The organism is Pseudomonas sp. Q11 (assembly GCF_024494355.1).
Lineage (GTDB): Bacteria > Pseudomonadota > Gammaproteobacteria > Pseudomonadales > Pseudomonadaceae > Aquipseudomonas > Aquipseudomonas hefeiensis.
This window is the reverse complement of the sequence record NZ_JAKNQY010000017.1, coordinates 124857-136961: the sequence shown is the minus strand read 5'-3', so window position 1 is coordinate 136961 and position 12105 is coordinate 124857. Positions and strand designations below refer to the sequence as shown.

Sequence of the window (12105 nt, the reverse complement as noted above, 5' to 3'; positions counted from 1 at the left end):
AACTGTTACCTATGTGCGTGAACTGATTTGTAACCCATGTGGGTGAGTCATACCGGCAGAAGCGTTTTGCTTACTTTTGCGCTTTTCAAAAGTGAGCCGCCGTCAGGGCGGAACCCTAAGTGGCCGTTACCGCAGCAATGGATACGTACCCGATCAACAAAACCCTGGCCGGCTGTCAGGCCGCCATCGCGGGCAAGCCTTGCTCCCACAGAATTTGTGGGCCGGTCTGACAGACGCGACGACTTTTCCGACGAGGTTTTAAGGTTGCTGCTCGGAAGCGGTATCTCTAGCTTGTTCGTGTCGCCGCCCATCCAGCGACCGGGACTGCAAGCCCGCTGAATTCGTTAGGCGCCAACGCCCCGGACCCAGCGTCTCGGGCTCCAATTGATGCAGGAGCGCCGTTATGAAAAAACATCATCCGTCTTCGCCATCAGAGAGCACCTTCCCCTACAACGACCCCGACCCAGAAAAGCTCCAAGAGGCCGCAGACCGAGCACTCGATTACCATCTGGGCACCACTCCCGGCCCCAAACCCCGAACCTCATCCACTCGAGTTTTCACCGTCATCGATACCCTCGACACCGAGTGTCTACTGGCCAATCTCAGCGAAACCCTGGCCTCGGCCAATGCCATGGTCAGCGAGCTGGCGTTCGATCTGGAAGGCTCGCGGCGCCATGTCGCGCTCGGCGTAGTACAGATGATTGAATTGAGTGAGTTGTTGGCCAATCGAGCGCTGGATATCGTCGACCCGCGTTAGCCAATTGGGATTTATCCCATGCTGAGTTGTGGGAGCAAAGCTTGCTCGCGAAACAGGCGCCTCGATTTCTGAAAGAGCGCATCGCCTGCATCGCGGGCAAGCCTTGCTCCCACACAGGCTGGCGTTAAAACACGCACAAACAAAAAGCCCACCTTTCGGTGGGCTTCGTGTTTCAGCGTTCAGGCATCCAGTCAGAACAATTTCAGCGGCGGCGCTTTCTCCGCCACCGGTTCGTTCTTGCCGGTCTCGGCATTCCAGCCGCCACCCAACGCTCTGTACAAATTGACCTCGCTGGTCAGTTGCGCCAGGCGGTCAGTGATCAGCGATTGTTGGGCGCTGAACAACTGACGTTGGGCGTCGAGGAAGGTCAGGTTGCTGTCGACACCGATGCGATAGCGACGCTCGGCCAGGCGGTAGTAATCCTGGTTGGCGGCGACGAAGGCGGTCTGGGCCTGCAACTGTTCATTGTAGGTCCGGCGTGCGGCCAGGCCGTCGGAGACTTCCTGGAACGCGGTCTGAATCGACTTCTCGTAATTGGCGACGTTGATGTCTTTCTGGATTTTGGCGTAATCCAGGCTTGCCCGCAGGCTGCCGGCGTTGAAGATCGGCAGGTTGATTTGCGGGGCGAAGGTCCAGGTACCCGAACCGCCCTTGAACAGACCAGACAGGTCCGGGCTCAAAGTGCCGGCGTTGGCCGTCAGGCTGATGCTTGGGAAGAACGCGGCCCGCGCGGCACCGATGTTGGCGTTGGCGGCCAGCAGGTTGCGTTCGGCCTGGAGGATGTCCGGGCGACGCTGTAACAGGTCCGACGGCAACCCGGCCGGCACTTCACTCAGCAAGTCATCACTCAGCGGTTGGGTGCTCAGGTTGGATGGCAGACCGGTGCCCAGCAGCAGGGTCAGGCTGTTTTCGTCCTGGGCCACCTGGCGGGTGTAGCGCGCCAGTTGTACGCGGGCGTTTTCCACCGCCGTGCGTGCCTGGCTCAGGTCCAAGGCCGAGGCCACACCGACTTCGGCGCTACGGGAGGTCAGCTTGAGGCTTTGCTCATAGGTGCCCAGGGTTTCCTGGGTCAGCTTGAGCAGCTCCTTGTCGGCCTGCCAGGTCAGGTAGGCGTTGGCAACGCTGGCCACCAGGCTGATCTGGGTACTGCGACGAGCCTCTTCGGTGGCGAAGTAGCTTTGCAGCGCTTGCTCGCTCAGGCTGCGCACCCGGCCGAACAGGTCCAGTTCATAGGCACTGATGCCCAAGGTTGCCGAATAGGAACTGGTGATGCCCGCTTCACCGGTTTGCGACGCCCGTGCCGGCACTCGCTGGCGGCTGCCGGAGCCGGTGGCCGAGACCGCCGGGAACAGGTCCGCCCGCTGGATGCGGTATTGCGCGGCGTAGGCATCGATATTCAGCGCCGCGACGCGCAGGTCGCGGTTGTTTTCCAGGGCAACCTGGATCAGCTGTTGCAGGGCCGGATCATGGAAAAACTGTTTCCAGCCCTGTTCGGCGGCGGCCTGGCTGGCCGCCTTGGCCGGCTCGTAGGCCGGACCTTGCGGGTATTGCGTGGCGACCGGTGCTTCGGGCTGCTGATAATCGGGGATCAGCGAGCAGCCGCTGAGCACGACGGCAGCGATGGTCAGAGAGAGGAGCGACTTGCTCATTGGCCAGCCTCTTTAGAAGTTTCAGGAGTGTCGTCCTGGTCGATATTTTTGCGACGGCCTATCGACGACACGGTCACGAAGAACAATGGCACCCAGAAAATCGCCAGGATGGTGGCGGTCAACATACCGCCGATCACACCGGTGCCGATGGCGTGCTGGCTGCCTGAGCCTGCGCCGGTGGAAATCGCCAACGGCACCACGCCGAGGACGAACGCCAGGGACGTCATGATGATCGGCCTTAGACGCATCCTACAGGCTTCAATGGCGGCTTCCACCAGTGTGCGGCCCTGTTCGTGGAGTTCCTTGGCGAACTCCACGATCAGAATGGCGTTTTTCGCCGCCAGACCGATGGTCGTCAACAAGCCCACCTGGAAGTACACGTCGTTGGACAGGCCGCGCAGGCTGGTCGCCATCAAGGCACCGATGATCCCCAATGGCACCACAAGCATGACCGCGATCGGAATCGACCAGCTTTCATACAGCGCCGCCAGGCAGAGGAATACCATTAACAGTGACAAGGCATACAACGCTGGTGCCTGGGAGCCGGACAGACGTTCCTCGTAGGACAGGCCCGTCCAGGAAATACCGACGCCGGCCGGCAGCTTCTGGGCGATGGCCTCGACTTCGGCCATGGCTTCACCGGTGGAGTAACCCGGAGCCGGCGCCCCCAGAATTTCCATCGCTTCCACACCGTTGTAACGGGCCAGTTTCGGCGAGCCGTAGACCCACTCGCCTTTGGCGAATGCGCTGAACGGCACCATGGTCCCGGCGCTGTTGCGCACATACCACTTCTGCAGGTCTTCGGGGCTCATGCGCGCGTTCGGCTGACCCTGGACGTACACCCGCTTCACCCGACCACGGTCGATGAAGTCGTTCACGTAGCTACTGCCTAGGGCAACCGAGAGGGTGCTGTTGATGTCCGAAAGGGTGATGCCCAGGGCGCTGGCCTTCTCGTCATCGATTTCCAACTGGTACTGCGGCTCGTCGTTCAGGCCGTTCGGACGCACCTGGGACAGAATCTTGCTCTGGGCAGCCATGCCGAGGAACTGGTTACGGGCTTCCATCAACTTCTCATGGCCGATGCCGGCGCGATCCTGCAGGAACACGTCGAAACCGGTGGCGTTACCCAGTTCCATCACCGCCGGCGGAGCGAAGGCGAACACCATTGCGTCGCGGAAGGTGAAGAAGTGTTGCTGGGCGCGACCAGCGATTTTGAACACGGTGTTCTCGGCGTCACGCTCTTCCCACGGCTTGAGCATGATGAACGCCAGGCCGGAGCTCTGGCCACGACCGGCGAAGTTGAAGCCGGTCACGGTGAACACGGAGGCCACGCCATCGCCTTCACCGCCATCCTTGCTTGGACGCAGCAGGAACTCGCGCATATTGTCCACCACCACCTGGGTCCGCTCGGCGCTGGAACCGGCCGGTGTCTGTACTTGGGCAAACAGCACGCCCTGGTCTTCTTCCGGCAGGAACGCCGTCGGGATGCGGGTGAACAGCCAGACCATGCCGACCACGATGATCACATAGGCCAGCAGGTACGGCGCCTTGTGCTTGAGCATGTTGCTCACACCGCGCTCGTAGCTTCTGACGCCGCGGTCGAAGGAACGGTTGAACCAGCCGAAGAAACCGCGTTTCGGCGTGCCGTGTTCACCCTTGGGAATGGGCTTGAGCATGGTGGCGCACAGGGCCGGAGTGAAAATCAGGGCCACCAGTACCGACAGGGTCATGGCCGAGACGATGGTGATGGAGAACTGCTTGTAGATCACGCCGGTGGAGCCGCCAAAAAACGCCATCGGCAGCAGCACCGCCGACAGCACCAGGGCGATACCCACCAGGGCGCCCTGGATCTGGCCCATGGATTTCTTGGTGGCTTCCTTGGGTGACAGGCCCTCTTCGCTCATGACCCGTTCGACGTTCTCCACCACGACGATGGCATCGTCCACCAGCAAACCGATGGCCAGCACCATGCCGAACATGGTCAGGGTGTTGATGCTGAAGCCGAATGCCGCGAGGATCCCGAAAGTGCCGAGCAGTACCACCGGCACCGTCATCGTGGTGATGATGGTGGCGCGGAAGTTTTGCAGGAACAGGAACATCACCAGGAACACCAGTGCGACCGCTTCGATCAGGGTTTCAACCACACCCTTGATCGACTCGCTCACCACCGGTGTGGTGTCGTAGGGAAACACCACTTCCAGGCCTTGCGGGAAGAACGGCTTGAGATCTTCGACGGTCTGGCGCAGGGCTTTGGCCGTGTCGAGGGCGTTGGCACCGGTGGCCAGTCTCACAGCCAGACCGGAGGCCGGGGCGCCGTTGAACTGGGCATTGATGCTGTAGCTCTCGCCGCCCAGGGCGACATCCGCCACGTCGCCGACGCGCACTTGCGAGCCGTCCGGATTGACCTTGAGCAAGATGGCCTTGAACTGTTCGGCGGTCTGCAGGCGGGTCTTGCCAATAATGGTGGCGTTCAGTTGCTGACCGGGCAGGGCAGGCAGGCCGCCGAGTTGGCCGGACGCGATCTGGACGTTCTGCGCGGAAATGGCGGTCGTTACATCCACCGGGGTCAGGTTGTAGTTATTCAGCTTGGCCGGGTCGAGCCAGATTCGCATTGCGTACTGGGCACCGAAGACCTGGAAGTCACCGACACCGGCAGTCCGCGAGATCGGGTCCTGCATGTTGGACACGATGTAGTTGGACAGGTCTTCCCGGGTCATGCTGCCGTCGCGCGACACCACGCCGATCACCATCAGGAAGTTTCTCACTGACTTGGTCACGCGGATACCCTGTTGCTGCACTTCTTGCGGCAGCAGCGGGGTCGCCAGGTTCAACTTGTTCTGGACCTGGACCTGTGCGGTATCGGAGTTGGTGCCTTGTTCGAAGGTCGCCGTAATGGTCATGCTGCCGTCGGAGTTACTTTCCGAGGAGACGTAACGCAGGTTGTCGATACCGTTGAGCTGTTGCTCGATGACCTGCACCACGGTGTCCTGCACGGTTTGCGCGGACGCGCCCGGGTAGGTTACCTGGATCGCAATGGCCGGCGGCGCGATGCTGGGGTACTGGTTGATTGGCAACTTGAGGATCGATAGAGCCCCGACCAACATGATCACCAGGGCGATCACCCAGGCGAAAATCGGACGGTCGATAAAAAATTTCGACATGGTTTACTCCCCTTTGCCGCCGGCGGCTTTGTCAGCTGCCTGTGCGGGGGCCGGGTTCTTTTCGCCAACGTTGGTGGCCTCAGTGGCTTTGACTTCCACCCCCGGCCGTACGTACTGCAACCCTTCGGTGATCAGGCGATCGCCAGCCTTGAGCCCGTCTTCGATCAGCCACTGGCTACCGACGGTGCGGCTGGCCTTGAGCTGACGCAGCTCGACCTTGTTGTCCGGGCCCACCACCAGAGCGGTCGGCATGCCTTTGAGGTCGCGGGTGACACCTTGCTGCGGCGCAAGAATCGCCGCGCTGTTGACCCCGGCCTTCAACTGGGCGTGAACGAACATGCCTGGCAGCAGCGTGTGGTCAGGGTTGGGGAACACTGCGCGCAAGGTCACCGAACCGGTGGTTTGGTCTACCGATACTTCGGAGAACTCCAGCTTGCCCTCATGGGCATACTCGCTGCCGTCTTCCAGGGTCAGTTTGACCATGGCGGCGTTGTCGCCAGCCTTCTGCAGGCGGCCGCTTTCCAGTTCGCGGCGCAATTGCAGCAGTTCCACAGAGCTCTGCGTCACGTCGACGTAGATCGGGTCCAGTTGCTGGATGGTCGCCATGGCATCGGCCTGACCGTTGCTCACCAGCGCACCTTCGGTCACCGAGGAACGACCGATGCGACCGGAAATCGGTGCGTAGACCTTGGTGTAGCGCACGTTGATCCGCGCGGTTTGCAGGTTGGCTTCCGACTCCAGGCGGTTGGCCACGGCGGTGTCATATTCCTGGCGGCTGACGGCCTGTTCGTCCACCAATTGCTTGTAGCGATCGGAAATGGACTTGGTGGAGCGCAGGTTGGCCTCGGCGCTTTTGAGGGTCGCCTCGTACATGGCCGGGTCAATCTGATACAGCTGCTGGCCGGCCTTGACGTCGGCACCTTCCTTGAACAGACGCTTGAGGATGATGCCGTTGACTTGCGGACGAACTTCCGCGATGCGGAACGCGCTGGTGCGGCCGGGAAGTTCTGACGTCAGGGTGAAAGGCTGAGTCTTGAGGGTTACGACGCCGACCTGAGGGGCTGGTGCGGCAGGTGCAGCCTCTTCCTCTTTACATCCGCTGAGCAGCGATGCCAGGGCGATGGCGGTAACCAGAGCGGTAACAGCTGGCTTGAATTGCATGGAAATCCTCGGGTCCAGGTGCGTAACAGGCGCACTCGAAAGTGGAAAGTGAAAAGAGCGAGATAAACAATTAGTAGGATGCTAAGAAATATACTTACGTACACGGTTGTTTGTAAACACCCAAATTGCGTACCATCCGTATTTACAAAAGCCTGACAAAAGGCCTGAGCATGACGGGGACGCGTTCCGGAACACGCCGCTTCACATTTTGCTCAGCTGATTCTTACGCATTGCTTACGCATCCTGATTGAGGTGTTTACTGCCATGGTTCGTCGTACCAAAGAGGAAGCCCTGGAGACTCGCAGCCAGATACTCGAAGCGGCCGAGAAAGCCTTTTTCGAGCGCGGTGTGGCCCGCACGACACTGGCTGACATCGCGACGCTGGCCGGGGTAACGCGCGGCGCCATCTACTGGCATTTCAGCAACAAGGCTGACCTGCTCCAGGCCATGCTCGATACTTTGCATGAGCCGCTCGACGATCTGGCCCGCGCCAGTGAGCGTGAAGAGGAGCTTGACCCCCTGGGCTGTGTTCGCAAGCTGCTGGTGCGATTGTTTCAACAGGTGGCCCTGGATCCTAAAACCCGCCGCATTAATGAGATTCTGTTTCATAAGTGCGAATTCACCGATGAAATGTGCGATTTGCGCCAGCAGCGGCGCCAGGTCAGTCTCGACTGCAATGTGCGTATCGCGTTGTCGTTGCGCAATGCGATGAATCGCGGCCAGTTGCCGGACGATCTGGATCCCGTAAGAGCGGCGGTCGCCATTCATGCTTATATCGACGGCATTTTATACCAGTGGCTACTGGCCCCCGACAGCTTCGCACTGGCGGCTGAGGCCGAGCGCTGGGTGGAGATCGGGCTGGACATGCTGCACCTTAGCCCCAGCCTGCGCAAATGAAGCAAAATGCTCAATTTCATCAGTTTGTGTCAATAGCTGAACGGTGAGGACCCCGCCGGGCCTTGATTCCGGCGCAGTCATTTATAGACGAACTACAGACACGTTGATAGCGCGCTAGCCGCTAGCATGCAGAAGGATTATGGCGTGTTGATGTACAGGCGCCATTGAGGCGCCTGTACTTGTCGTAGCGGCCTGTTAACGACCCTCTGGTTTATTCAACAATCAGGCGCACGGAATAGTTGAAAGGGGGTTCGAGCATTTTTTGAAAGATCTCCGAGCGGCAAGTGTATTCGCCATTACCAGTATACGCGGTTCTGCTTTTCCTGCTTGGCTTGTAACTGGCTTCCAAGACACCAAAGCCGATGGGGACTTCAAGGCGGGTTTGCATTTGGCAGTCGAAGTTGAAAGTGCTCATTTGGTAAGAGAGAACTAATTCAATCGGTTTGATTTTTCTCAACGTTGGTTGCCAGCCAGTAGCGGGATAAGAGAATCTCCTGTTATGGACGAAATAGAATTCGCGGGTTGTTTTGGCGGGCACATCATAAACGCTCAAGGACATGTCCGGGGGCGTGGGTTGCTCACTTGAAATGTTGGTCATTTCCAACGCGTGAGAAGTTTTGTTTACGAGCTCCACGGTGATGCGGGTGTTGGCCAGACTAGTGGCGACGGCTACCGGTCCCAGTAGCAGGGCGAGGATTAAGTTTTTCATCATGTTCATTGTAATGTGTCTCTCAGGTATTACGAGGCTCGCGAAAGCCTGCGTCAGAGGATTGCGCGTAATTTAAGTTGCTGGGTTTGATGTTGTTTTTACAAGAATTAAAGTTGCTTATTAAAGGTTGATAAGTGTTGATTGAATCCGTTGGGTGAGTGGGTTGTTGTTCGGGCTTATTATTAGCGTGGTCGGGTGTGTTAATCCATAGTGAGTAAGTGTGGTGTTGTTATTCGATGTTTCGATGCCTGAAGAGTTTGATTGCGTCAGCAGTCAACCGATGTAAAAAAGCCCCGGCTCTTTCGAGTCGGGGCTTTTTTTGTAGGGCCGTTTTTTATTTACATCACGGGGTAATCGATGTAACCCACCGGGCCTTTCCCATAGAACGTTTCCGGATGCGGCTCGTTCAGCGGTGCGTCAGCTTTCAAGCGTGCTGGCAGGTCTGGGTTGGCGATGAACGGCACACCGAACGCAACGGCGTCAGCCTTACCCTCGGCTAGCCAGGCGTTGGCGCTGTCCTTGGTGAAACGTTCGTTGGCAATGTACGGGCCGCCGAAAGCTTGTTTGAGCTGCGGACCGATGCTGTCTTCGCCTTCCTTCTCGCGGGAGCAGATGAAGGCGATGCCACGCTTGCCCAGTTCGCGAGCCACGTAGCTGAAGGTTTCCAGACGATTTTCGTCGCCCATGTCATGGGAATCGGCGCGCGGTGCCAGGTGCACGCCAACCCGGCCGGCGCCCCAAATTTCGATAGCCGCGTCGGTCACTTCCAACAGCAGGCGGGCACGGTTTTCCAGGGAACCGCCATAGTTGTCGGTGCGCTGGTTGGTGCTGCTTTGCAGGAACTGGTCGAGCAGGTAACCGTTGGCGCCATGGATTTCCACGCCGTCGAAACCAGCGGCCTTGGCGTTCTCGGCGCCTACGCGGTAGGCATCGATGATGTCGGCGATCTCAGCGTTTTCCAGCGCGCGTGGCGTCGGGTATTCGGCCAACGGACGCACCAGGCTGACATGGCCTTTGGGCTGGATGGCGCTCGGTGCTACCGGCATTTCGCCGTTCAGGTAAGACGGATGAGAGATCCGGCCTACGTGCCACAGTTGCAGGAAAATCTTGCCACCTGCGCCGTGGATGGCCTTGGTCACGTTGCTCCAGCCGCGCACCTGGTCGTTGGACCAGATACCGGGGGTGTCCGGATAGCCCACGCCCATGGGGGTGACAGAGGTGGCTTCGCTGAGAATCAGGCCGGCGGAGGCACGCTGCACGTAGTACTCGGCCATCAGCGCGTTGGGTACACGACCCGCGTCGGCGCGGCAGCGGGTGAGCGGCGCCATGATGATGCGGTTTTTCAGTTCGATATCGCCGAGTTTGATTGGATCGAAAATAGTCGTCATCAATTACAACCTCAAAAGTAGAGTGGTCAAAAGTCAGTGAGTCGCTGGGGCCAGGTCGGCATTGGCGCCCTGGCGGAAAGTGATCAGGGTGACCAGCAGCGCCAGCACGGCCAGCGCGCCGGCGGCCAGGGGCACGCTGGTCAGGCCCAGGCCGTGGTCGATGACACTGCCGCCGACCCAGGCGCCCAAGGCGTTACCGATGTTGAAGGCGCCGATGTTCAGGGTGGAAACCAGGTTTGGGGCGGCTTTGCCGAAGGTCACCACGTTGACTTGCAGGGCCGGCACGGCGGCAAAGCAAGCGGTGGCCCAGAGGAACAGGGTGATTTCAGTGGGGATCAGCGCGACGCTGGTCCAGCTCAATACGGTGGACACCACAGCCATGATGGTGAAAACCCCCATCAGCGTGTTCGCCAGACTCTTGTCCGCCAGCTTGCCGCCGATGATGTTGCCCAGGGTCAGGCCCAGGCCGATCAGCACCAGGGTCCAGGTCACGCCGCGGGGCGATACGCCAGTGACTTCTCCCAGCAGCGGGGCGACGTAAGTGAACAGGGTGAACACCGAGGCGGAGAACAGCGCGGTCATGCTCAGGGACAGCCACAGGCCTGCGCCCTTGAGGGCGACGAGCTCCGAGCGCATGTCGAGTTTTTCTTCATCGCGCTTGGCCGGCAGAAAACGGATCAGGCCGATCAGCGCAATCACGCCGATGACGGTCACGGCCCAGAAAGTCGAGCGCCAGCCGGCTTCCTGACCCAGGGCGGTGCCCAGCGGTACGCCGAGCACGTTGGCCAGGGTCAGGCCGGTGAACATCAGGGCCACGGCCGAGGCGCGCTTGTTGGGTGCCACCAGGCCGGCGGCCACCACCGAACCGATGCCGAAGAACGCACCGTGGCACAGGGCGGTGACGACCCTGGCGAACATCAGCACGTTGTAGTCACTGGCGATGGCGCAGAGCAGGTTGCCGATGATGAAGATCCCCATCAGCGCTACCAGGGCGGCCTTGCGCGGCAACCGCGCGGTGGCCAGGGCCATGAACGGTGCACCGATGGCCACGCCCAGGGCATAGCCGGTCACCAGCCAGCCGGCGCCGGGAATCGATACACCCAGGTCGGCCGCCACCTCAGGCAACAGGCCCATGATGACGAACTCGGTGGTGCCGATGGCGAAGGCGCTCAGGGCCAGGATGAGAAGTGAGAGGGGCATGGTGGATCCTTGTCGGGTCAGAGCTCTTGGCTCATTTGCTTGAGGAACTGCTGGATCACGTCCTCGTTGCGTTTGAAGAAATGCCATTGACCGACCTTCTGGCTGGTGATCAGCCCCGCCCGTTGCAACACCGCCAGATGGGCGGACACAGTGGACTGCGACAGGCCGCAACGCTGGTCGATCTGTCCGGCGCAAATGCCGAATTCGTGGTTGTGCAACTGTTCGGGGAACTGGACCTTGGGGTCTTTGAGCCAGTTGAGAATGTCTCGCCGTACTGGGTGCGCCAGGGCTTTTATTATTTCGTCGAGGTCGAGGTTCATGGTTGGCAGCTCGGGATGAGTAAAACGCTATATCGCGATGAGGCGAACCTTAAATCGTTATTTCGCGATACACCAATATGAATTTGATCTGAAAACTGAATAAATCGCTATATCGGGTTATAACGATATGGGTGCCACGGTGCTAAGCTTGGCGCCATGAACTATCTCGCACACCTGCACCTTGGCGGCCCCGGCCGGGAACAACTGCTCGGCAGCCTCTACGGCGACTTCGTCAAAGGGCCGCTGCAAGGGTTATACGATCCGCAGATCGAAGCGGCGATTGCCCTGCATCGGCGCATCGACATGTACACCGATCGCCACCCCGTGGTGGATATCGCTCTGTCGCGTTTTTCCACCGTACGGCGGCGCTATGCCGGAATTGTGCTCGACGTATTTTTCGATCATTGCCTGGCCCGGGACTGGACGCTGTATGGCGAAGGGCCGTTGCTGGACTTCACCTCCCAGGTCTATCGAGTGCTCGCCGCCGAGCCGCAGTTGCCTGGGCGTTTGGCGCAAATCGCGCCTTATATGGCGGCGGATGACTGGCTGGGGTCTTACCGGGAATTTGAGGTGATGGGGCAGGTGCTGCGAGGCATTTCCCGACGCCTGTCCCGGCCGGAGGAACTGGCCGGGGCCATGGAAGAATTGATCAAACTCTATGAGCCGTTGAGCGAAGATTTTCGGTTGTTCTACCCGCAGTTGCAGGATTTTGCGTTGAGCCAGACAACACCGCAGGGGTGATGTTGGAGCCGGCTATTGCAGTCACTGAAGATCAAATGTGGGAGCGAGCCTGCTCGCGATGAGGGCCTGGCAGTCAAGAATCAGTTGACTGACTGACCGCTATCGCGAGCAGGCTCGCTCCC

10 protein-coding genes are annotated in these 12105 nt (G+C 59.7%); 3 read left to right on the top strand and 7 right to left on the bottom strand.

What is annotated here, in order from left to right; genetic code table 11:
• The first annotated feature begins 403 nt into the window (after positions 1-403).
• Positions 404-757, top strand: a complete 354-nt coding sequence (locus tag MA884_RS18540) for a DUF6124 family protein (RefSeq protein WP_256231867.1) — start codon at positions 404-406, stop codon at positions 755-757.
• 191 nt (positions 758-948) lie between these two features.
• Here MA884_RS18540 and adeC read toward each other — a convergent pair whose 3' ends face one another.
• Genes adeC through MA884_RS18525 form a run of 3 tightly spaced genes read right to left on the bottom strand, consistent with a single transcriptional unit; the run spans position 949 to position 6728 of the window.
• Entirely contained in the window at positions 949-2406 is a 1458-nt protein-coding gene (adeC, locus tag MA884_RS18535; protein WP_256231866.1) for an AdeC/AdeK/OprM family multidrug efflux complex outer membrane factor, read from the bottom strand.
• Positions 2403-5567: an efflux RND transporter permease subunit EmhB gene (gene emhB / locus MA884_RS18530; RefSeq protein WP_256231865.1), complete on the bottom strand. Its 3165-nt coding sequence runs from the start codon at positions 5565-5567 to the stop codon at positions 2403-2405. The genes adeC and emhB overlap by 4 nt, the downstream gene beginning before the upstream one ends.
• A 3-nt stretch (positions 5568-5570) precedes the next feature.
• Positions 5571-6728 (bottom strand): efflux RND transporter periplasmic adaptor subunit, encoded by a 1158-nt coding sequence (locus MA884_RS18525; protein WP_256231864.1) that lies wholly within the window; start codon positions 6726-6728, stop codon positions 5571-5573.
• Positions 6729-6992: 264 nt separating this feature from the next.
• Between MA884_RS18525 and MA884_RS18520 the strand changes: the two genes are divergently transcribed.
• Positions 6993-7625, top strand: a complete 633-nt coding sequence (locus MA884_RS18520; protein WP_256231863.1) for a TetR family transcriptional regulator — start codon at positions 6993-6995, stop codon at positions 7623-7625.
• Between the two features lie 211 nt (positions 7626-7836).
• On the opposite strand, the gene MA884_RS18515 is transcribed toward MA884_RS18520, so the two are convergent.
• The 4 genes from MA884_RS18515 to MA884_RS18500 form a co-directional block, all read right to left on the bottom strand.
• Positions 7837-8343 (bottom strand): hypothetical protein, encoded by a 507-nt coding sequence (locus MA884_RS18515; protein ID WP_256231861.1) that lies wholly within the window; start codon positions 8341-8343, stop codon positions 7837-7839.
• Between the two features lie 329 nt (positions 8344-8672).
• A complete protein-coding gene (locus MA884_RS18510; RefSeq protein WP_256231860.1) occupies positions 8673-9722 on the bottom strand; it encodes an alkene reductase in 1050 nt (349 codons plus the stop codon).
• A gap of 33 nt (positions 9723-9755) precedes the next feature.
• A complete protein-coding gene (locus MA884_RS18505; RefSeq protein ID WP_256231859.1) occupies positions 9756-10922 on the bottom strand; it encodes an MFS transporter in 1167 nt (388 codons plus the stop codon).
• A gap of 17 nt (positions 10923-10939) precedes the next feature.
• Positions 10940-11242: a helix-turn-helix transcriptional regulator gene (locus MA884_RS18500; protein ID WP_256231858.1), complete on the bottom strand. Its 303-nt coding sequence runs from the start codon at positions 11240-11242 to the stop codon at positions 10940-10942.
• A 156-nt stretch (positions 11243-11398) separates the two neighbouring features.
• On the opposite strand from MA884_RS18500, the gene MA884_RS18495 reads away from it, so the two are divergent.
• Positions 11399-11983 carry an ACP phosphodiesterase gene (locus MA884_RS18495; RefSeq protein ID WP_256231857.1) on the top strand — a complete coding sequence of 195 codons (585 nt, stop codon included), beginning with the start codon at positions 11399-11401 and terminating at the stop codon, positions 11981-11983.
• Positions 11984-12105: the final 122 nt, after the last annotated feature.